General features: G+C 67.5%; 17 protein-coding genes. 7 read left to right on the forward strand and 10 right to left on the reverse strand.

Going from position 1 to position 19,969, the window contains the following annotated elements; genetic code table 11:
• The first annotated feature begins 19 nt into the window (after positions 1-19).
• The 4 genes from QTH91_RS05420 to QTH91_RS05435 all read left to right on the forward strand — a co-directional run bounded on the left by QTH91_RS05420 (position 20) and on the right by QTH91_RS05435 (position 4,122).
• Positions 20-499: a MarR family winged helix-turn-helix transcriptional regulator gene (locus tag QTH91_RS05420; protein ID WP_286658984.1), complete on the forward strand. Its 480-nt coding sequence runs from the start codon at positions 20-22 to the stop codon at positions 497-499.
• Complete coding sequence (locus QTH91_RS05425; RefSeq protein ID WP_286658985.1) at positions 492-1,745, forward strand: MFS transporter; 1,254 nt, start codon at positions 492-494, stop codon at positions 1,743-1,745. The genes QTH91_RS05420 and QTH91_RS05425 overlap by 8 nt, the downstream gene beginning before the upstream one ends.
• A 13-nt stretch (positions 1,746-1,758) precedes the next feature.
• Positions 1,759-3,201: an MATE family efflux transporter gene (locus QTH91_RS05430; protein ID WP_286658986.1), complete on the forward strand. Its 1,443-nt coding sequence runs from the start codon at positions 1,759-1,761 to the stop codon at positions 3,199-3,201.
• Positions 3,202-3,354: 153 nt separating this feature from the next.
• A complete protein-coding gene (locus QTH91_RS05435; protein WP_286658987.1) occupies positions 3,355-4,122 on the forward strand; it encodes a TSUP family transporter in 768 nt (255 codons plus the stop codon).
• A gap of 27 nt (positions 4,123-4,149) precedes the next feature.
• On the opposite strand, the gene QTH91_RS05440 is transcribed toward QTH91_RS05435, so the two are convergent.
• Complete coding sequence (locus QTH91_RS05440) at positions 4,150-4,791, reverse strand: 2-dehydro-3-deoxy-6-phosphogalactonate aldolase (protein ID WP_286658988.1); 642 nt, start codon at positions 4,789-4,791, stop codon at positions 4,150-4,152.
• 37 nt (positions 4,792-4,828) lie between these two features.
• Positions 4,829-5,728 carry a 2-dehydro-3-deoxygalactonokinase gene (locus tag QTH91_RS05445; RefSeq protein ID WP_286658989.1) on the reverse strand — a complete coding sequence of 300 codons (900 nt, stop codon included), beginning with the start codon at positions 5,726-5,728 and terminating at the stop codon, positions 4,829-4,831.
• 34 nt (positions 5,729-5,762) lie between these two features.
• On the opposite strand from QTH91_RS05445, the gene QTH91_RS05450 reads away from it, so the two are divergent.
• Positions 5,763-7,034 carry an amino acid deaminase gene (locus QTH91_RS05450; protein ID WP_286658990.1) on the forward strand — a complete coding sequence of 424 codons (1,272 nt, stop codon included), beginning with the start codon at positions 5,763-5,765 and terminating at the stop codon, positions 7,032-7,034.
• 83 nt (positions 7,035-7,117) lie between these two features.
• Here QTH91_RS05450 and QTH91_RS05455 read toward each other — a convergent pair whose 3' ends face one another.
• On the reverse strand, positions 7,118-8,917 hold the full coding sequence (locus QTH91_RS05455; RefSeq protein ID WP_286658991.1) for a DEAD/DEAH box helicase: 1,800 nt from the start codon (positions 8,915-8,917) through the stop codon (positions 7,118-7,120).
• A 461-nt stretch (positions 8,918-9,378) separates the two neighbouring features.
• Here QTH91_RS05455 and ettA point away from each other — a divergent pair, with 461 nt between their 5' ends.
• The gene (gene ettA, locus QTH91_RS05460; protein ID WP_286658992.1) at positions 9,379-11,040 is read left to right on the forward strand and encodes an energy-dependent translational throttle protein EttA; all 1,662 of its coding nucleotides are present in this window, start codon (positions 9,379-9,381) and stop codon (positions 11,038-11,040) included.
• A 71-nt stretch (positions 11,041-11,111) separates the two neighbouring features.
• Positions 11,112-12,425 carry a PQQ-dependent sugar dehydrogenase gene (locus QTH91_RS05465; protein ID WP_286658993.1) on the forward strand — a complete coding sequence of 438 codons (1,314 nt, stop codon included), beginning with the start codon at positions 11,112-11,114 and terminating at the stop codon, positions 12,423-12,425.
• 18 nt (positions 12,426-12,443) lie between these two features.
• Here QTH91_RS05465 and QTH91_RS05470 read toward each other — a convergent pair whose 3' ends face one another.
• Genes QTH91_RS05470 through QTH91_RS05500 form a run of 7 tightly spaced genes read right to left on the reverse strand, consistent with a single transcriptional unit; the run spans position 12,444 to position 19,939 of the window.
• Positions 12,444-13,322 carry a sugar phosphate isomerase/epimerase family protein gene (locus QTH91_RS05470; protein WP_286658994.1) on the reverse strand — a complete coding sequence of 293 codons (879 nt, stop codon included), beginning with the start codon at positions 13,320-13,322 and terminating at the stop codon, positions 12,444-12,446.
• A gap of 5 nt (positions 13,323-13,327) precedes the next feature.
• A complete protein-coding gene (locus tag QTH91_RS05475) occupies positions 13,328-14,515 on the reverse strand; it encodes a dihydrodipicolinate synthase family protein (protein WP_286658995.1) in 1,188 nt (395 codons plus the stop codon).
• A gap of 12 nt (positions 14,516-14,527) precedes the next feature.
• Positions 14,528-15,703 (reverse strand): Gfo/Idh/MocA family protein, encoded by a 1,176-nt coding sequence (locus QTH91_RS05480; RefSeq protein ID WP_286658996.1) that lies wholly within the window; start codon positions 15,701-15,703, stop codon positions 14,528-14,530.
• Positions 15,704-15,725: 22 nt separating this feature from the next.
• Positions 15,726-17,102, reverse strand: a complete 1,377-nt coding sequence (locus QTH91_RS05485) for an enolase-like domain-containing protein (RefSeq protein ID WP_286658997.1) — start codon at positions 17,100-17,102, stop codon at positions 15,726-15,728.
• Positions 17,099-17,935, reverse strand: a complete 837-nt coding sequence (locus tag QTH91_RS05490; protein WP_286658998.1) for a sugar phosphate isomerase/epimerase family protein — start codon at positions 17,933-17,935, stop codon at positions 17,099-17,101. The genes QTH91_RS05485 and QTH91_RS05490 overlap by 4 nt, the downstream gene beginning before the upstream one ends.
• Positions 17,932-19,428, reverse strand: coding sequence for a tripartite tricarboxylate transporter permease (locus QTH91_RS05495; protein WP_286658999.1), 1,497 nt, complete (start codon positions 19,426-19,428; stop codon positions 17,932-17,934). The genes QTH91_RS05490 and QTH91_RS05495 overlap by 4 nt, the downstream gene beginning before the upstream one ends.
• Positions 19,429-19,450: 22 nt before the next feature.
• Positions 19,451-19,939 carry a tripartite tricarboxylate transporter TctB family protein gene (locus tag QTH91_RS05500; protein ID WP_286659000.1) on the reverse strand — a complete coding sequence of 163 codons (489 nt, stop codon included), beginning with the start codon at positions 19,937-19,939 and terminating at the stop codon, positions 19,451-19,453.
• Between the last annotated feature and the right edge of the window lie 30 nt (positions 19,940-19,969).

Here is a 19,969-nt window from a genome sequence, read left to right on the forward strand (position 1 = left end):
TTGCAGCTACAATCGTAGCATGAGCCCCGCCAAACTTCCTCAAGGCTGTACCAACTTCAAGGTGCGGCAATTGATGCGCCACATTGGCCGCATCTACGACGCCGAGATGGCGAACTGCGGTCTGAAGACCACGCAGTATTCGCTGCTGTCGAACGTCCTCAATCTCGGCCCCATCCGGCCGGCTGATCTGGCCGAGGCCATGCACATGACGCCGTCGACGCTCAGCCGAAACCTCCAGCCGCTGTTGGCTGCCGGTTGGATCGAGATGGGCGCTGGCGTCGATGCGCGCAGCCGCCTGCTGCGCATCACGGACGCGGGGCGGGTCAAGCGGCGCGAGGCGCAGGGTCATTGGAAGGTGGCCCAGCTTGCGCTGAACGAGCGTCTTGGCGCAGACAAGGTGAGCGCGCTGCATGCGCTGATCGACGACTCCCTGGCGCTGCTTGGCAGTGAGCCCGAAGGCGAATCAGATCAAGAAGTCGAAGGAGCGATCAATGACTGATGTTCAACGGTCTGCGGGCGCTCCTTTGAAGCGCTACGCCGTGTGGCTGGTGCTGCTGGCGGCCGGTGGCGTGTTCGCGCTCACCATGGGCGTGCGCCAGACGATGGGGCTTTTTCTCTCGTCGCTCAACACCGCCACGGGACTTGGCGTGGGCAGCATCAGCCTGGCCTTTGCGTTCGGCCAACTTTGGTGGGGGTTGACGCAACCGTTTGCCGGCGCGGTGGCCGACCGCATCGGCACCGGGCGCGTGATCTTCATCGGCGTGCTGCTGGTGGCGCTGGGCACCATCCTCACGCCGTTCATGACCTCCACGGCTGGCCTCATCTTTTGTATCGGCGTGCTGGCTGCCGGCGGGGCCGGCATGGCGGGGCCGTCGGTGCTGATGGCCGCCGCGATGCGCATGGTGCCGGCGGAGCGGCGCGGCTTTTCGACGGGCCTGGTCAATGCGGGTGGGTCCTTCGGCCAGTTCGCGATGGCGCCGATCGCCATCACGCTGATCGCCGCCACGGGTTGGGCCAACGCCATGCAGTGGATGGGCCTGCTGGTGCTGCTGGCGTTGCCGGCCGCATGGGTGCTCAAGGGCAACTCGCTGCAGGGTGCATCGGCCGCCGCAACGGCTTCGGCGGCCAAGCCACTGGGCGCGCGCGAGGCCGTGCGTCAGGCGGTGCGGCTGCCGAGCTATCGCATGCTCGCCACGGGATTTTTCGTCTGCGGCTTTCACGTGGCCTTTCTTGCCACGCACATGCCCGGCGTGGTCGAGGCCTGCGGCCTGAGTCCTCAGGTCGGCGCCTGGGCCTTGGGTGTGATCGGCCTGTTCAACATCGTCGGCAGCCTTGCCATGGGCTGGGCGGTGGGCCGCTGGCGCATGAAGTCGCTGCTGGCGCTGGTGTACTCGGTGCGCGCGGTGGCGGTGCTCGTGTTCCTGCTGGCGCCCAAGACGCCCACCACGGTGCTCGTCTTCGCGGCGGTGATGGGCGTGAGCTTTCTTTCGACCGTGCCGCCCACGGCGGGGCTGGTGGCCAAGTTCTTCGGCCCTTCCAACATGGCGATGCTGTTCGGCATCGTGATGCTGGCGCATCAGGTGGGCGGCTTTCTCGGGGCATGGCTGGGAGGCCGGGTGTTCGAGGCGACCGGCAGCTACGACTGGGTCTGGTACATCGACATCGTGCTGGCCATTGGCGCTGCACTGGTGAACCTGTCGATCCGCGAGGCACCGCTGGCACGGCGTGCGGTCGCCGCAGCCTGAAGGCATCTCGCAAATGACCACGACCACGACCACGACCGCCGTGCTCGACGCGCGCACTCGGCTCCTGCTCGAAGGCCCCATCGCGCCCACGCTGCTCAAGCTGGCTGCGCCCAATGTGCTGGTGATGGTGGCGCAGGCCGCCGTCGGCCTCATCGAGACCTACTTCGTCGGCAAGTTGGGCGCCGATGCGCTCGCTTCGATGGCGCTGGTCTTTCCCATCGTCATGCTGATGCAGATGACCTCGGCCGGCGCGATGGGCGGCGGCATTGCCTCGGCCATTGCGCGCGCGCTGGGTTCACGCCGGCGTGATGACGCCAATGCCTTGGTGCTCCACGCCATCGTGATTGCCCTGGGCTTTGCGGCCGTATTCACCGTGGCATTGCTGCTGGGCGGCCGCTGGCTTTACACGCAGATGGGCGGCAGCGGCGAGTCGCTGGCTGGCGCGCTTGTGTATTCGCACTGGGTGTTTGCCGGCGCGGCGCTGGTGTGGCTGTTCAACTCGCTGGCGGCGGTGATCCGCGGAACCGGCAACATGGCGGTGCCCGCCAATGTCACTGTTGCAGGCGTGATCGTGCTGATCCCACTGTCGCCCCTGCTCATCTTCGGCTGGGGCCCAGTGCCTGCGCTGGGCATCGCGGGTGGGGCGATCGCACTGCTGCTGTATTACCTCGGCGGCACGCTGGTCCTGTGGGCCTACCTGCGATCGCCACGCAGCCTGCTGGCACCGCGCTTTGCCGGCATCCAGCTGCAATGGCGGCTCTTCCGGGACATTCTTCGCGTGGGGCTGCTCGGCGCGATCTCGACGTTCGCCACCAACTTGTCGATCGGCACCGCCACGGCATTGGCCGGGCGCTTCGGCCCGGACGCGATCGCGGGCTACGGAACCGCCGCGCGCCTCGAGTACCTGTTGGTGCCGCTGGTGTTCGGGTTGGGCGCGCCCTTGCTGGCGATGGTGGGTACGTGCATGGGCGCGGGCGATCGGGAGCGTGCCATTCGCGCTGCATGGATCGGCGCGGGGCTGGCGTTTGCGATGTCGGAAGCGGTCGGCCTTGCGGCGTCCATCTGGCCCCGCCAATGGCTGCTGCTCTTCGGCCATGACGCCGCGATGCTGGATGCCGGCACGCAGTACCTGCGGATGGTGGGGCCGCTTTATGGGTTCTTCGGCGTCGGCCTGGTGTTGTATTTCGCGTCGCAGGGCGCGGGCAGGCTGCTCTGGCCGGTGCTGGGAAATCTCGCGCGCCTCGCGGTCGCTGCCATCGGAGGCTGGCTGGCCCTGCGCTGGGGCGGCGGGCTGGATCATGTGTTCCTGGCGCAGGGATTGGCGCTGGTCGTCTACGGCTGCGTGATCGCCTGTGCGATCGCGGGCGGCGCCTGGTTTGGCCGGGTGGGGTGGCCGAGGCGGCCTGCGGCGCTGCTTCGGCATGTCGAATTGAGTGCCGAGCGTATGGCGCCCTGAGCCGCCCGATCGCACCCAGAGACGAGACGGAAGGCTGTCACAGCGAGGGCGTTCCATCGGTTAGCCTCGATGAATGCGCTCGCCTGGTTGGTTTTCGCCCCTGTTGGATGGGGCCAGTTTGTTTCCGCTTGATCCTTTCGTGGGTTCCGTTCGATGACGGTCCTCGATGGTGGCGTTTTTCTCGTCTGCGTCGCGTTGGCCACCTGGGCCCAGGCGCTCACCGGCTTTGCCTTTGGTCTGATCCTGCTGGGCCTGGTAGGCGTGCTGCACGTGGTGCCGCTGGCGGACGCGGCCAATGCCTGCAATCTTCTGAGCCTGGTGCAGGCATGGGCCGCACTGCGAGGCGGTGCGCGCAAGGCGGTCGATGTGCAAGCGCTGCGCGACACGATGATGGGCAGCGTCTTTGGCGTGGCCGGCGGGGTGTTCCTGCTTGGATGGCTGTCGGGCAACGTGGTCGAACTGCTGCGGCTCCTGCTCGGTCTCACGATCCTGGCCTGCGCGGCCATGCTGCTGCTGCGTGCCGCGCCGAGGGCGGTACGGTCGTCCTCGGCGTCGTTTCGCGCCATGGGCTTGGTGTCGGGTGTGATGGGCGGGCTGTTCTCCACCTCGGGGCCGCCGCTCGTCTACCACTTCTATCGGCAGCCGATGGCGGCGATCTCGATCCGCCACACGCTGGTGTCGTGCTTCGCCATCGCTTCGCTGGTGCGTCTGGCCATCGTGGTGCCCACGGGGCAGTTCGGGCTCGACTCGCTTTATCTGAGCGTATTGGCCGCGCCGCTGGTGTTCGGCGTCACCGCATGGGTGCGGCGCGCGCCGCCGGCCTGGTCGCCCCGCGTGGTGCAAGGCATCGTCTGTGCGCTTCTGGTGGTGGCGGGCGTGGCGCTGGCGGGGCCGGCCATGCTGCACTACCTGCGTGGCTGATCCAGCATGCGCGCCGGCCTCGGCCGTTCAAGCGCGCAGCTGGCCCCGATATGCGGCGACGAAGGCATGCGCGTCCTCGCGCACGGCCGTGGCGCTCTTGCCCGGTTTGTAGAGGGCCGAGCCGATGCCGAAGCCGGCTGCACCGGCGATCTGCCACTGGGCCATGTTGCCCGGCGAGATGCCGCCTACGGGGAGGATGGGCGTGCCGGCCGGCAGCACCGCGAGCAAGGCCTTGACCACGGCGGGCGAGGCCATCTCGGCCGGAAAGATCTTCAGCCCATGCGCGCCGGCGTCCAGTGCGGCGAAAGCTTCGGTGGGCGTCATGACGCCCGGCAGGCTGATGAGTCCTGCCTGGCGCGAGGCGGCGATCACGGCGGGCTTGGCATCGGGCGAGACGACCAGTTCGCCGCCGGCGGCCGCCACCTCCAGTACCTGCCGTGTGTTCAGCACCGTCCCGGCACCGACCACGGCTTGCGGATGACGCTGTCGCAAGAGCGCGATGCTCTCCAGCGGCTGGGGCGAGTTCAGCGGCACCTCGATCAGGCCAAAGCCAGCTTCGACCAGCGCGTCGCCGATGCCGGCCGCCTCTTGCGGTGTCAGCCCACGAAGGATGGCCACGAGTGGCAACTGCGCCATCGCCTTGTCGAACTTGTCCTGGATGCTGCTCATGGTGTGTGGTGTGCCGAGAATCAGGAATGAGGAATGGTCATCGCGCGGCGAGCGCGTGCAGCCCAGCCCAGGTGGCATTGGCGCCGAGCGTGTTTGCCTGAATGCCCAGGGCTCCCAGGGCCAGAGCGTAGCGCGATGTGAGCTGCGGGGCGCCAATCAGCGTCAGCGAATGATGGCCCTGCGGTAGCAGCGTACGCAACTCCTCGCCGATCAGCACGCCCGACAGGTAGCTGGCCAGCTCACCCGGGGAACGCCGCTCGAACAAGCCCAGCGTGCGCACGCCAAAGGCGTTGTGCAACAGGCCATGCCCGTTGTCGGCAACGCGCACACCTTGCAGAAATGCCGCTTCATCCATCGGCGCGTCTGCATCGATGGTGCGCGAAAGGATCGAGTGGCGCGACAGCAGGGCATAGAACTCGCCGGTCATGAAGGTTCGAAAACCCATGACGCGTCCGTCTTCCACCTGGGCCCACTTGTTGTGGGTACCGGGCAGGACGAACAAGCCGTCGCGAATGCCGGTGAGGGCGATCGCGCCGAAGATCTGCACTTCTTCGCCCCGCATGACATCGGGGACGCCGTCGTGTTCGTCCGACAGGCCCGGCACGATGGACACCCGGCCCTGGTCGACGATGCGCGCGCGAACATCCTCCAGGCTTGCCGGACAGGGGCAGTAGGGCGCTTCCACCCAGCCCTGGCGGCTGCCGGCCATACCGGAGATCAGGCAGCGCGTGCCGGATTCGCCCATCCAGTGGCCGAAGAGTTCATCGAACACGGCGGCAAAGCCGCCGGGCTCGACGGAGAGGATGCCGCGTGGATGCGTCTGCTCTTGCAGGACCTTGCCGTCGGCGTCAAGGAGCGCGCCGCGCAGCGAACTGGTGCCCCAGTCCACGGCAACCAGGCGTGCTTTCAATGTCGCGGCTTCGAGGTTTGCGATCATGGAGGTTGAACCAGCCCGTTGAACGAATGGAACCATGAACGATACCTTCCTTCTCGATCACTCCTACAAGAGCTTCCCCGCCCGCGCGCAGCCTTGCCGCAGCGACGCACTTGGCGCGCTTGGATGGAACGTACTGGCTGACGACCTGGCTTACCCGCTGGCGACGCTGCGCCAATCCGCGCTGGCGCACAACCTGTCCTGGATGCAGGACTTTGCACGTCGCAAGGGCGTGCAACTGGCGCCGCATGGCAAGACGACGATGTCGCCCGAGCTGTTCGACATGCAGTTGAAGGCTGGCGCCTGGGGCCTCACGTTCGCGACCATCTTCCAGCTTGCAGTCGGGGTGCGCGCCGGCGCACGGCGCGCCATCATCGCCAACCAGGTGCTCAGTGACGCGGATCTCGACGCTCTGGCTGCTCTGCTGGCCCAGCATGACGGGCTACGCGTCTGGTTCCTGGTCGATTCACGGGCCCAACTGGCCATGATCGAAGCGTGGGCGCGTCGGCGTCGCCATGGCGGCCGTTTCGACGCGTTGCTGGAGATCGGCGTGCCGGGGCAGCGGACAGGTGTGCGCCACTTCGATGACGCGATCGATCTGGCGCGCGCCATCCAGCGTTCGTCTGCGGTCCGCCTGGGCGGCGTCGAATGCTACGAGGGCCACGCGGCCAACTGCGACAACGATCACGATGTGCGAGAGGTCAGTGCGCTGCTGCGGCGGGTCAACGAAGTCGTTCGTGCCTGCGATGCCCAGGACTTGTTCGAAGACGAGCAGATCCTGCTGACCGCAGGCGGATCGGCCGTGTTCGATCTCGTCATTCCGATGCTCCGGACGGCCGGACTATCGAGACGAGTGACCGGCGTGCTCCGCTCGGGTTGCTACCTCACGCACGACCATGGCAACTACCGTCGCTACCTGGCCCAAGTCGAGCGTCGCGAAGGGCTCGACGACTCGCTGCGCCCTGCGCTCGAAGTGTGGTCGATGGTGCAGTCGGTGCCCGAGGAAGGTCTGGCCTTGCTCACTTGCGGCCGGCGCGACATTTCGCATGACATTGAAATGCCGATCCCGGTACGACTCGCGCGGCTGGGCGAGCGAATCGCCGCCTCGGCACCAGCGGGCTGGAAGGTCACTGCGCTGAACGACCAGCACGCCTATCTGCGCTTTGATGCGGCCGGCATTGCCCCAGCTGTGGGTGATCGCGTGGCCTTGGGCATCTCCCATCCCTGCACGACCTTCGACAAATGGCGCTGGATGGCGCTGGTCGATGACGAGGGTGGTGTGCGGGGCGCCGTGCACACCTGCTTCTAGCCGGACAACGCCGGCCCGCCGCTCAAAAGCAAAAAGGCCCGATGGCGCAAACCATCGGGCCTTGTGAACAGTGCGCTTGGTGATCAGCGGAATCCGCCGCCGCCGGAACGGCCACCGCCACCGCCGCCGCCGTTGCGTCGATTCCCACCGCCACCACCACCACCGCCACCACCGCCGCCACGACGGCCACGGCCGCCGAAGCTGTCGACGCTGGTGCGCAGGGGATCGGGGCCGGCGCCATAGCCCACGCCAACTTCGGCGCGACGGTGCGCGACCGCGTCCGCCTGGGTCGGGCTCTGGCTGTTGCCGTAGTGACGAGGCTGGCGCTCTTCGTAGCCGCCGCCGCCACCACCACCACCGCCGCCGCCGTGCGGGGCGTGATGCGTTGCGTGGGGTTGGGGCGCGCGAGCCGCGCCGCCGCCCTGGCCGGCACCGCGACGGCGGCGACGGCTGTTGCCATTGCGGCCTTCGCCTTCAGGCCCGTGCTCCGGACGCGAAGGATGCGTATTGCGGGGCTGCTGGGGCTGGCCATCGCGACCACCGGCCGCGGCGTCCTTGCCATTGCCGCGCTGGCCGCCACCCTGGCCACCCTGGCGGCCCTTGTTGTCGCGGATGCGCTGCATCATGTCCTGACGCGCAGCCTTGGCGGCCGCCTGCATCACGTCGCGGCTTGGCGGGCGTCCGGCGCCACCCCACAGGGTCTGGCGGCCCATGGCGATGGGCTCCGCGCGCTCGCCTTCTTCAGGTCCGAAGCCTTCCAGCGGCTCTTGCGGGATCTGCTGCTTGGTGAAGCGCTCGATTTCCTGCATGAAGCCCTCTTCGTCCAGGCAGACGAAGCTGACAGCCTGGCCTTCGCGACCCGCGCGGCCGGTACGGCCGATGCGGTGCACGTAGTCCTCGGGCACGTTGGGGATCTCGTAGTTCACGACGTGCGGCAGCTCATCAATGTCGATGCCGCGCGCGGCGATGTCGGTCGCCACCAGGGCGCGCAACTCGCCAGTCTTGAAGCCCGACAACGCCTGGGTGCGTGCGCTCTGGCTCTTGTTGCCGTGCAGCGCCATGGCGGTGACGCCATGTTCGTTCAGGTAGTCGGCCACGTTGTTGGCGCCGAACTTGGTGCGGGTGAACACCAGCACCTGGCTCCAGTCGTTCTTCTGGATGATGTGTGCCAGCAGCGCCTTCTTGCGGGCGCGGCCCACCGGATGCACGACCTGGGTGATGCGTTGCACGGTGGTGTTGCGCGGCGTGACCTGCACGCTCTGCGGGTTGCGCAGCAGGCCGTTGGCCAGTTCGCGGATCTCGTCGCTGAAGGTGGCCGAGAACAGCAGGCTCTGCTTGTCCTTGGGCACCAGCGCGAGCACCTTGCGCACGTCGTGGATAAAGCCCATGTCGAGCATGCGATCGGCTTCGTCCAGGACGAGGATCTGGACCGTCGACAGGTCGAGCATGCCCTGCTGCTGCAGGTCAAGCAGGCGGCCGGGCGTGGCGACGACGATGTCGACACCGCGCTTGAGGCGGTCGATCTGCGGGTTCATGCCCACGCCACCGAAGATGACGGTGGACGACAGCTGCAGATAGCGGCCGTAATCTCGGACCGACTCTTCGACCTGTGCGGCGAGTTCGCGGGTGGGGGTGAGCACCAGGCAGCGGATGCCGGTACCGCCGAACTTGTTGGCGGCACTGCGCGCCATGCTCAGCTTGTGCAGGATCGGCAGCGTGAAGGCCGCCGTCTTGCCGGTGCCGGTCTGGGCGCCGGCGAGGAGGTCGTGGCCTTCGAGGACGGCCGGGATGGCCTGGGCCTGGATGGGGGTAGGCGTTTCGTAGCCTTGCTCGCGCACGGCTTTCAGGATGGCCGGAGCGAGCTTGAGTTCGTCAAATGTCATTGAGTGCATGGGGCGCCGTACACGGCGCTGTGTTTTTCTATCACGGGTATCGGCCCGCCGCGGCACAGCGAGGAGCTGGGGCCGGGCCAGTTGAGGCAGATGCAGTTGGGGACGTTGGGCGTGAGGAAGGTTGCACTTCCGTCAGCCCCGGCGCGGAGCCGGTGTCGCGGGTAACTGTGCCCGTCGACCCCCGTATTGTCGCACGAGTTGGCCGACTGCCCGATTTGCCCACGGTTCAATGGCACTCGGTCGTGCGCGATCTTGCCGCGAAAGGCCGTCCCGACGCCCCCCTGCGGTAGACTCCCCGCTTCGGCCGCAGGCCCCCGCAGGCAATGTCAGGGGCTCGGCCGGGCGGCTTTTCTGCCGGTTCGCGTGACCGACAACGGCTGTGGCCGGCGCGGCCCGCCCGGCATCCGGCCCGCCCATTTCTCCCCTTTGAAACGCTTCCATACGGACGACCCATGGCCCAGTACGTCTTCACCATGAACAAGGTCTCCAAGACCGTGCCGCCCAAGCGGCAGATCTTGAAGGACATCTCGCTCTCGTTTTTCCCCGGCGCCAAGATCGGCGTGCTGGGTCTCAACGGCTCCGGCAAGTCATCGCTGCTGAAGATCATGGCCGGCGTCGACAAGGAGATCGAAGGCGAAGCCGTGCCCATGGCCGGACTGACCATCGGCTACCTCGAACAGGAGCCGAAGCTCGACGCCGAGCGCACCGTGCGCGAGGAAGTCGACGACGCAATGGGTGAAGTCAACGCCGCCAAGAAGCGCCTGGAAGAGGTGTACGAGCTGTACGCCGCCGAAGACGCCGACTTCGATGCGCTGGCCAAGGAGCAGGGCGAGCTGGAAGCCATCATCGCCGCCGCAGGGACGGACTCCGAGCACCAGATCGAGATCGCGGCCGATGCGCTGCGCCTGCCGCCATGGGACGCCAAGATCGGCTTGCTGTCCGGTGGCGAGAAGCGCCGCGTCGCGTTGTGCAAGCTTCTTCTCTCCAAGCCGGACATGCTGCTCCTGGACGAGCCCACCAACCACCTGGACGCCGAATCGGTGGAGTGGCTCGAAATCTTCCTGCAGCGCTTTTCGGGCACCGTGGTGGCCATCACCCACGATCGGTACTTCCTGGACAACGCTGCCGAGTGGATCCTGGAACTGGACCGCGGCCGCGGCATTCCATGGAAGGGCAACTACAGCACTTGGCTCGAACAGAAGGGCGAGCGCCTGGCTCAGGAGCAGAAGTCCGAAGAAGCTCACGCCAAGGCACTGAAGAAGGAACTCGAATGGTCGCGCCAGAACCCCAAGGCGCGCCAGGCCAAGAGCAAGTCGCGCCTGGCCCGATTCGAGGAGCTGAGCGACATCGAATACCAGCGCCGCAACGAAACGCAGGAAATCTTCATTCCTGTGGCCGAGCGCCTGGGCAGCCAGGTGATCGAGTTCAAGAACGTCAGCAAGTCCTTCGGTGACCGCGTGCTGATCGACAACCTGAGCTTCAACATTCCTGCCGGCGCCATCGTCGGCATCATCGGCCCGAACGGCGCCGGCAAGTCCACGCTGTTCAAGCTGATCGCCGGCAAGGAACAGCCCGACAGCGGCGAAGTCGTGGTCGGCCAGACCGTGAAGATGGCCTTCGTCGATCAGACGCGCGATGCGCTGGCGAACGAGAAGACCGTCTGGGAAGACATCTCGGGCGGCCTCGACATCATCAACGTCGGCAAGTTCCAGATGGCCAGCCGCGCGTACGCGGGCCGGTTCAACTTCAACGGCCAGGACCAGCAGAAGAAGGTGGGCAACCTCTCCGGTGGCGAACGCGGCCGCCTGCACCTGGCCAAGACGCTGATCCAGGGCGGCAACGTCCTGCTGCTGGACGAACCGTCGAACGACCTGGACGTGGAAACCCTGCGCGCCCTGGAAGACGCGCTGCTCGAATACGCGGGCACGGTGCTGGTGATCAGCCACGATCGTTGGTTCCTCGACCGCATCGCCACCCACATCCTGGCGGCCGAAGGCGACTCGCAGTGGGTCTTCTTCGACGGCAACTACCAGGAATACGAAGCCGACAAGAAGCGTCGCCTGGGTGAAGAAGGCGCCAAGCCCAAGCGCGTGCGCTTCAAGGCCCTCAAGTAAGCCTGCGCCGACACCGCGCCCGCGCGCGCAGGCGCACACTCGGGGGTCTTGCGACTCGACCGAGGTGCAGCATGGGACGCGCGACTTGGAGATGGCCCCTCTGGCTGGGGCTGGCTGCGGTGCTCAGCCATTGCGGCGGCGGCGGGGGCGGCGCAGGTGTGGCGGCGCCCACGGCGGCCTCGCAAGGCAACCTGGTGGCCGGCACCGAGATTGCCGGCGGCAACGCAGGCATTCAGCCGGTCACGCCCGCGCAACCCGATCCGACCGCCACCACTCCGGCGACGCCGGTCCCGTGGCGGGTTGCGGAGGTCGCCACGGGGCTCAGCAATCCCTGGGCGCTGGCCTTCTTGCCCGACCGGCGCATGCTGATCACCGAGCGCGGCGGGCGGATGCGTCTGCGGCAGCCGAACGGCGCCGCTCCGGCAGGGGGCGATCAGGTCAGCGGTGTTCCCGCAGTCCTGGCCGAAGGGCAAGGCGGCTTGCTCGATGTGGTGGTCGATCCTGGCTTTGCGACCAATCGGCGCATCTACTTCTCCTTTGCCGAAGGCACGAGCAGTCTCAACGGCACGGCCGTCGCGCGTGCCGAACTCGACGCCGACGCACGGGCGCTGAGCAACGTCGTCGTGATCTTCCGGCAGCAGCCCAAGGTGGCCAGCACCGGCCATTTCGGCTCGCGGCTGGTGTTCGATCGTGATGGGCGACTGTTCGTCACGCTGGGCGAGCGCCTGCTCGACACTCAGCGAGGCTTTGCACAAGACCTTGCGCGCGACAACGGCAAGGTGATGCGCATCGACACGGACGGCCAGCCGTCGGCGGGCAATCCCTTTGCCCCAGTGGCCGGGACGCACAGCGACTCGATCTGGAGCTACGGCCATCGCAATCCCCAAGGTGCGGCCCTGCATCCGTCCACGGGCGAGCTGTGGCTGAGCGAGCACGGGCCTCAGGGCGGGGACGAGATCAACCGGATCGCGCCCGGTGCGAACTACGGCTGGCCCATCATCAGCTACGGCCAGGAGTACGGCACCACCACGCAGGTGGGGGAAGGCACTGCCAAGGCAGGCATGGTGCAGCCGGTGACGTACTGGGAAACCATCGACGGCTCTGCCTGGAGCGGCGGCCAGAAGTCGTCCATCGCGCCCAGCGGGTTGGCCTTCTATACCGCCGATGCCATCCCGCAATGGAAGGGCAATCTCTTCGTCGGCGCGCTCGCGGGAACGGCGCTGTGGCGCCTCACGCTCGACGGCAACGCTGTCACGTCGCGCGAGCGCTTGCTGGCCGATCGCGGCGAGCGCATCCGCGATGTGCGACAGGGCCCCGACGGCTGGCTTTACCTGCTGACCGACGCCAGCCCCAACGGCAAGCTGCTGCGCCTGCAGGCGCAATAGCGACTGCCGGGCCTGCGGCTACACCGCGCTGCGGTGCCGCTCGATGCAGACGTCCAGCGTTTCGTCGCCGCTTCGCTGCCACCAGTCCTGGGTGGAGAAGATCTCGACTTCGCTGAAGCCGGCGTAGCCCGCCGCCTCGACCCAGCCGCGGATCTTCTTCAGTTCGACCACGCCGTCGCCCATCATGCCGCGGTCGTTGAGCAGGTCGCGGGTGGGCGTGAGCCAGTCGCAGACATGGTAGGCCAGCAGCCGCTCGTGGCCGGCACGCTCGATCTGCTGCTGCAGCTTCGGGTCCCACCACACGTGGTAGATGTCCAGCGCCACGCCGAGCATGCCGCTGCGGGCCGCGTCGAGTTCGTCGCACAGGTCGAGCGCCTGCTCGAGCGTGTTGATGCAGGCGCGTTCCGCCGCCTGCATCGGGTGCAGCGGTTCGATGGCCAGAGGCATGCCGACCTTGCGCGCGTACTCCAGCGACGCGGCGATGCCATCGCGCACCTCGCCGCGCGCGCGGCCGATGTCGGTGTACGCCGCCTTGCCCTGCAGGGCGCCGGGCAGACTGCCGACGACCAGGACGAGGCAGGGCGCGTCGAGCGTCTTGGCCTCGTCGATGGCGCGGTAGTTGTCGTCGAGCGCGGTTTTCAGGCCGGCCGCGTCGGCGGCAGGGTAGAAGCCGCCGCGGCAGTAGCCCGACAGACGGATGTCCAGCGCCTTGAGCTGGGCAGCCACCTTGTCGAGCCCGACACCCGCCACCTGGTCACGCCAGGGGCTGATGGCGCGGATGCCGCGCTCGGCGCACTGGTCGATGATGCGATCCAGCGGCACTTCGGCGCCGCTCTGCTTGCGGATGGTGGCCGTGTTGATCGACAACCACTCGTGGCCGCCCGAGAAGTCCCGCATCGCCGTCACCCTTCCACGCCGTGCAGGGCCAAGAGCGTCTTCATGCGCGACACGGCAAGCTCCGGCTTTTCGAGGACGTTGGCGGCGTCGGCCAGACGGAACAGCTCGGCCAGGTGTTGCAGCGAACGCGTGCTCTGCTGGCCGCCCACCATGGTGAAGTGCGACTGGTGGCCATTGAGCCATGCCATGAAGACGACGCCCGTCTTGTAGAAGCGCGTGGGGGCCGCGAAGATGTGGCGCGACAGCGGCACGGTCGGACCCAGCAGGGCGTGGAACTTCGCTTCGTCGCCTTGCGCGAGCGCGCCCAAAGCGGCGCTGGCCGCAGGCGCAATGGCATCGAAGATGCCCAGCAGCGCGTCGCTCTTGCCGTGCGTCGGTTCGTTGCCGAAGCCGTCGCCTGCGATCAGTTCGGCATAGTTGAAGTCATCGCCGGTGTACATCCGCACGCCGGGCGGCAGGCGCCGGCGCATGGCGATTTCCTTGTCCTTGTCGAGCAGCGAGATCTTGATGCCGTCGACCTTGTCCGGATGCGCGGCGATGATGCCCAGCGCCGTGTCCATGGCCGCGTCGAGGTCCGACGTGCCCCAGTAGCCCGCCAGCGCGGGGTCGAACATGTCGCCGAGCCAGTGCAGGACGACGGGCTGCTTCGCCTGCGACAGCACGCGGTCGTACACGCGCTCGTAGTCGGACGGCCCCTTGGCCACGCGGGCGAGCGCCCGGCTGGCCATGACGATCAGCTTGCCGCCCAGCGCCTCGATGGCCTCCATCTGCGTCTCGTAGCCGCGAATCACGTCGTCGACGCTCTTGACCGCATCGAGATCCAGGTGATCGGTGCCACAGCCCGATGCGAGGAATGCGCCTGGAACGTCCTTGGCGGCATCGAGCGAGCGGCGGATCAGTTCGAGCGAAGTGGCCCAGTCCAGGCCCATGCCGCGCTGCGCGGTGTCCATGGCCTCGGCCACGCCCAGGCCGAGCGACCACAGGTGGCGGCGATAGGCGATGGTGGCGTCCCAATCTACGGCGGCTTGCAGCCACGGGTCGCACACGGCCATCGGGTCGGCCACGACGTGCGCCGCCGAGTAGGCAATGCGGTTGAAATTCAGGCCGGCGGCGGGTCGGGCCAGCACCGAGCCGCTCATGGTGTAGGGCGCGAGGGCGCCGTCGGCGGTGGGGAGCTTGAGGGTCAGGGCCATGATGCCTTCCAGTCAGACCTTCAGTGCAGGCACGTCGATCCAGCGGCGCTCCTGCCAGCTTTCCAGTGCGGCCTCGACCAGTTGCACGCCCTTGGCGCCTTCAGGCAGCGTCCACTTGTAGGGTGCGTCTTCAACCACGTGGCGGATGAAGTGCTCCCACTGGATCTTGAAGCCGTTGTCGTAGGCCTGGCTGTCTGGAATCTCCTGCCACTGGTCGAAGAAGTTCATGGTTTGCTTCTCGTCCGGGTTCCAGACCGGGCGCGGAGTGGCCACGCGCGATTGCGCGCGGCAGCTCGACAGGCCCGCCACGGCGGAGCCGTCGGTGCCGTCGACGTGGAAGGTCACCAGGTCGTCGCGACGCACACGCGTCACCCAGCTCATGTTGATCTGGGCGATGACCGGCTCGCCGTTGTGGCCGGTCAGTTCGCAGGTGGCGTAGGCGGCATCGTCGGCCGTGGCTTCGTAGGGTTTGCCGTCTTCGTCCCAGCGCTTGGGGATGTGGGTGGTGCCCAGGCACGAGACCGACTTGACCTCGCCGAACAGGTTGTCCAGCACGTAGCGCCAGTGGCACATCATGTCCAGGATCATGCCGCCGCCGTCTTCCTTGCGGTAGTTCCAGCTGGGGCGCTGAATGGGCTGGAGGTCGCCTTCGAACACCCAGTAGCCGAACTCCAGGCGCACGCTGAGCATGCGGCCGAAGAAGCCGGCGCGGCGCAGCATGTCGAGCTTGCGCAGGCCGGGCAGGAAGAGCTTGTCCTGCACCGCGCCGTGCTTCAGGCCCTTGCTCTTCTTGGCTTCTTCGGCGAGCCGGGCGATCTCCACCGCTTCGTTCAGGTTGGTGGCAATGGGCTTTTCGCAGTAGACGTGCTTGCCGGCCCGGATGGCCTTGGCCAGCAGGGTGGGGCGCATCTGGGTGGTGCCGGCGTCGAAGAAGACCGTGTCGTCCGGATTGGCCAGCGCCGCATCGAGGTCGGTGCCCCAGCGCGCGATACCGTGGGCCTTGGCCAGCGCCTCGATCTTCTCGGCATTGCGGCCGATCAGGATCGGGTCGGGCATGACCTTGTCGCCATTGGAAAGCGTGACGCCGCCCTGTGCCCGGATGGCGCAGATGGAGCGGATCAGGTGCTGGTTCATGCCCATGCGGCCGGTGACGCCGTGCATGATCAAACCGAGTCGTTGTGTTGCCATGATGTGGGTTCTCCCAGAAGGATCAGAGAAGCGACTGGAGCTGGCTCCAGTCCGGTTGGACGGGCGCGCCGAAGCCGGTCTGGCTCATCAGCGCACCGAGTTGAAGATGGCCTTGGCGCACGGCCAGGCGCGGACGGCCGCTCGTCGATTCGTAGAAGTCGGGCAGTGCCTGCGCAAAGGCGGCTGCCTCGCTGTCTGGCGCGATGCCGAATCCGTCGACGTAGTGGTGGCCGTTGCGCTCGATGTGCGTCACACCCAGGCTCGCGGCCAGCAAGGTGTCTTGCTGCACGGCCAGGCCGGCCTGGCAGGTGAGGTCTTCGCCCGACAGCAGCAGTCGTGCCGGATCGGCGGCAATGCGAAGCGCGCTGTGCATCGAACGGTAGATGCCCTTGCAGGCCTTGCTGGAGATGCCCCGATAGCCCAGCGCGATGCCGCGCTCCAGGACATCGTTGGCGTCGTCGGATTCGTCCAGGATCACCGGCACGTCGATGCCCAGACCGCCGATCGAGTGTTCCAGCGCCTGCGCACGCGGCAGCGGTTGCTCCAGCAGCAGCACGCGTGGCATGAGCTTCGACAGCGGTGCGTGCGAGCGCGCTGCATTCCAGAACGCCGCCAGCCGATCGGGATCGGCGAAGCTTTCGTTGCCGTCGAGCGTGGCGCGGTAGTCGCCCGCCTGCGCGTCCAGCACGGCGGCGATGCGCGTCAGGCGCTCCAGGTCCGACTCGGTCTGGCCGCCCAGCTTGAGCTTGAACCAGCGCAGGCCATAGTGCGCGACCGCCTGCGACAGGGTGACGGGCAGGCCGTCACGGGGCAGGTCGGCCCAACTTGCAGGATCTTCGTCGCCCAGCATGTCCGCCATGCCGACGGTGTGGCGCAGGGCCACGCTGGCTGGCTTTTGCCATGAAAGCCGCGTGTGGTACGGATCGCCCAGCACGCCGGCGCTCACGCCGTCCACCCATGACAGACCCGCTGCCTGAAGGGCGGCGTCGGCCACGGCCTTGTCGAGCAGCGCCGTGCCGAACTGAGCCGCCAGGCGCGGCAGTCCACGCGACACCCCGATCTCGATGGCCGCTGCGCCAGCGGTCTGCGAGACGAGGAAGGGCGTGCCTTCGTCAGCATCCGTGTAGGCCTGTGCGGCGATGCGCAGCGCTTCGCGCAACTGCTCGAAGTTCTGCTCGTGCGTGAACGCCGGCCGCTTGTCGAACCACTTGGGCACCATCAGCTCTGCAGCGGCGCCGAAGTAGGGCTTGCCCTTGATCTCGATGCGTGCACGCACGAAAGCCTGCGGGCAGTGCGTGACGGTGGCCGCTCCGAAGCGGAAGGGCAGGCGCAGGGTGACCGGACGCTCGAAGCGTTCGATGGCCACGACGCGCACCGCGCATGCGTTTGGATTGCTCATGACAAGGCCGTCCACATGCCGCGGACATAGCCGGCGCTGAATGCCGCGCAGCCAGGGCCATCGGGCGCGTATTCAAAGGGTTCGATGGCGGTCCAGCCGGCGTAGTCGTGATCGCGCAGGACCTTCAGCACTGGCCGCAGATCGGTCTGGCCTTGCCCCGGGCCGCGGCGATTGCGATCGTTGAGCTGCACATGCGCCACATGGCCGCTGGCCAGGAAGCGCGCCAGGACCTCGTGCACCGGCTCGGTCTCGGCCTGCGACGCCGCGCTCAAGTCGAACATGGTGCGCAACGCTGGAGAGCCGATGCGGTCCACCACGGCGGCCGCCTGGGCCACCGTGTTGACGACGGACGTCTCGACAGGAGACAGCGGCTCAAGGCAGTAGGTGACGCCGGCCGCATCGGCGTGCGGAGCCAGTTCGGCCAGCGCGTCTTCGAGTCTGGCCAGCGCATCGGCCGGCGTCTGCGACCCTTGCGGCGATCGTTGCTTCGGCGAGCCATGGACCAACGCCGTGGCGCCGCACTCGTGAGCGAAATCGATCAGGCGACGCAACAGGTCGAGCGTGCGCTCGCGCACGTCACCATCCGCTGTGACGAGCGACAGGCCCTCGGGCTTCACCAGCAGCCAGTGCAGGCTTGAGATCGCCAGGCCGTGCGCCTTTGCGGTTTCAGTCAGGCGTCTTGCGTGCGTCGCATCCAGGGTCTGCGGATCGTTCGCGAGCGTGAAAGGCGCGACCTCGAGCGCGTCGTAGCCCATAGCGCAGGCCAATTCGCACTGGCGCGCGAAAGGCTCTGGCGCCAGCACTTCGTTGCACAGCGAAAGGCGCAGCTTCATGCCGTTGCCACCTTGCGCGGGCCACGCATCTGCGACCAGATCTTGTAGGCGATCACGGCGAAGATCAGCGCGGCCACGCAGGCCGAGATCGGGCGGGTGAAGAAGGGCGCCAGGCTGCCGTCGGACAGCACCAGCGCGCGGCGCAGGTTCTTCTCGAGCAGGTCGCCCAGCACGATGCCCAGCACCAGCGGCGCCATTGGATAGCCCCAGCCGCGCAGGAAGAAGCCGATGATGCCGAAGGCCAGCATCACGTAGATGTCGAACAGGCGGCCGGCGATGGCGAAGCTGCCCACCGCACACAGCACGAAGATGATCGGCACGATGATGTGCTGCGGCACGCGCAGCACCTGCACCAGGGCCTTCGTCAGCACCAGGCCGTAGATCAGGATGCCGATGGTGGCGAACAGCATCATCGCGACCACGTCGTATACGAACTGCGGGTTCTCGACCATGATCATCGGGCCCGGGCGCACGCCGTGGATGATCATGGCGGCCATCAGCACCGCCGCCGGCGCCGAACCGGGAATGGCCAGCGTCAGCACCGGAATCATGGCCCCGGGCACGCAGGCGTTGTCGCCCGTTTCAGCCGCCATCAGGCCTTCGATCGAACCTTTGCCGAACTGCTCTTTTTCCTTGCTGGCGCGCTTGGCTGCGGCATAGGAGGACCAGGCGGCGATGTCTTCGCCCACGCCCGGCACCACACCCACGCCGGTGCCGATGAGCCCCGAACGCAGGATGGTGCGCCAGTATTTGAAGACGTCGCCGATGCGCGGCAGCACGGAGTCGAAGGCGCTGATCTTCACCGGCAACTGGCGATGGCGCATGGCGGTCAGCAGCTCGGCAAAGCCGAATGCACCCACCAGCGCCGGCACCAGCTGGATGCCACCGGCCAGGTCGCGAACGCCCCAGGCAAAGCGCTCGTAGCCGTACTGCGGCTCTTGGCCGATCGTTGCCACGAACAGGCCGGCGATGCCTGCGGTCCAGCCCTTGAGCGGGTCGTCGCCCGTGAGCGTGCCGGCGATCAGCACGCCGAACAGCGCCAGCCAGAAGAATTCATAGGCGCCGAAGTCAAGCGCAAAGCTGCCCAGCACCGGCGTGAAGGCAGCCAGGAAGAACATGCCCACCAGCGTGCCCATCACCGATCCGGACGTGGCCACGCCCATCGCCCGGCCGGCCAGGCCCTGGCGGGCGAGTGCGTAGCCATCGAGGCAGGAGGCGGCGGAGGCCGGCGTGCCGGGAATGTTCAGCAGGATCGCCGAGCGCGAGCCACCGTAGATGGCCCCGACGTAGGTGCAGATGAGGATCAGCAGCGCCTGGCTGTGTTCGAGCTTGAGCGTCAGCGTGGTCACCAGGGCCAGCGCCATCGTGGCCGTCAACCCGGGCAGCGCGCCCATCACCACGCCGACCAGCGTCGCCAGGAGCGCATAGCCGATCACCGTCGGTGTTGCGAAGGTGGCCAGCGAGTGGCCGAAGAGCGAGAGTCCCTGAAGCATGCGATTCGTGCCGTCCGCCCGGTCAGGGCAGGCGGACCAGGAAGAGGTGTTCGAAGACGACGGTGACGGCCGCCGCGGTGGCCACACCGGCAATGGCGCCGACCAGCAGGCGCCGCTGGATCGAGGTGCCCGGCGCCGCGAAGATGGCGACGAAGGCGGCGACGTAGATCGCGGTGCACAAGGCGTAGGGCATGTGTCCGACCATGCCGGCCGCATAGCCGACGCTCAGCACCAGCGTGACCAGCGCGCGGCCGTTGAGCAGGCGCTCGGCCGGCTGGCCCGTGCGCTCGGCGGCCGACCGGCCGGAAGGGCGACCCCGCAGAACATGCAGAAGGCCAAGCACCATCAGCACCGCCCCGAGCAGGCCGGGCATGAAGCCGGGGAGCGTGAACAGCGCTGCCTGCTGGCCTTCGAAGCGGTCCATGCGCAGCGATTCGGCGAGCAGGAGCGCGCCGAAGACGATCCAGCCAAGCCCGGCAATGCGGTCTGAAGGGGCGGCGTTGTCAGTCATGAGGATGAGGAGGCGAGATCAGAAGAAGCG

This window comes from Variovorax dokdonensis (assembly GCF_030316895.1).
GTDB classification, from domain to species: Bacteria; Pseudomonadota; Gammaproteobacteria; order Burkholderiales; family Burkholderiaceae_C; genus Variovorax; species Variovorax dokdonensis.

What these genes read in the sequence shown, in the direction of transcription:
- QTH91_RS05480 (WP_286658996.1), bottom strand. Translation starts at nt 15,703, where the DNA reads ATGGCAACACAACGACTCGGTTTGATCATGCACGGCGTCACCGGCCGC.
- QTH91_RS05420 (WP_286658984.1), top strand. Translation starts at nt 20, where the DNA reads ATGAGCCCCGCCAAACTTCCTCAAGGCTGTACCAACTTCAAGGTGCGG.
- ettA (WP_286658992.1), top strand. Translation starts at nt 9,379, where the DNA reads ATGGCCCAGTACGTCTTCACCATGAACAAGGTCTCCAAGACCGTGCCG.
- QTH91_RS05500 (WP_286659000.1), bottom strand. Translation starts at nt 19,939, where the DNA reads ATGACTGACAACGCCGCCCCTTCAGACCGCATTGCCGGGCTTGGCTGG.
- QTH91_RS05450 (WP_286658990.1), top strand. Translation starts at nt 5,763, where the DNA reads ATGAACGATACCTTCCTTCTCGATCACTCCTACAAGAGCTTCCCCGCC.
- QTH91_RS05470 (WP_286658994.1), bottom strand. Translation starts at nt 13,322, where the DNA reads ATGCGGGACTTCTCGGGCGGCCACGAGTGGTTGTCGATCAACACGGCC.
- QTH91_RS05465 (WP_286658993.1), top strand. Translation starts at nt 11,112, where the DNA reads ATGGGACGCGCGACTTGGAGATGGCCCCTCTGGCTGGGGCTGGCTGCG.
- QTH91_RS05490 (WP_286658998.1), bottom strand. Translation starts at nt 17,935, where the DNA reads ATGAAGCTGCGCCTTTCGCTGTGCAACGAAGTGCTGGCGCCAGAGCCT.
- QTH91_RS05425 (WP_286658985.1), top strand. Translation starts at nt 492, where the DNA reads ATGACTGATGTTCAACGGTCTGCGGGCGCTCCTTTGAAGCGCTACGCC.
- QTH91_RS05495 (WP_286658999.1), bottom strand. Translation starts at nt 19,428, where the DNA reads ATGCTTCAGGGACTCTCGCTCTTCGGCCACTCGCTGGCCACCTTCGCA.
- QTH91_RS05430 (WP_286658986.1), top strand. Translation starts at nt 1,759, where the DNA reads ATGACCACGACCACGACCACGACCGCCGTGCTCGACGCGCGCACTCGG.
- QTH91_RS05485 (WP_286658997.1), bottom strand. Translation starts at nt 17,102, where the DNA reads ATGAGCAATCCAAACGCATGCGCGGTGCGCGTCGTGGCCATCGAACGC.
- QTH91_RS05475 (WP_286658995.1), bottom strand. Translation starts at nt 14,515, where the DNA reads ATGGCCCTGACCCTCAAGCTCCCCACCGCCGACGGCGCCCTCGCGCCC.
- QTH91_RS05435 (WP_286658987.1), top strand. Translation starts at nt 3,355, where the DNA reads ATGACGGTCCTCGATGGTGGCGTTTTTCTCGTCTGCGTCGCGTTGGCC.
- QTH91_RS05455 (WP_286658991.1), bottom strand. Translation starts at nt 8,917, where the DNA reads ATGACATTTGACGAACTCAAGCTCGCTCCGGCCATCCTGAAAGCCGTG.
- QTH91_RS05445 (WP_286658989.1), bottom strand. Translation starts at nt 5,728, where the DNA reads ATGATCGCAAACCTCGAAGCCGCGACATTGAAAGCACGCCTGGTTGCC.
- QTH91_RS05440 (WP_286658988.1), bottom strand. Translation starts at nt 4,791, where the DNA reads ATGAGCAGCATCCAGGACAAGTTCGACAAGGCGATGGCGCAGTTGCCA.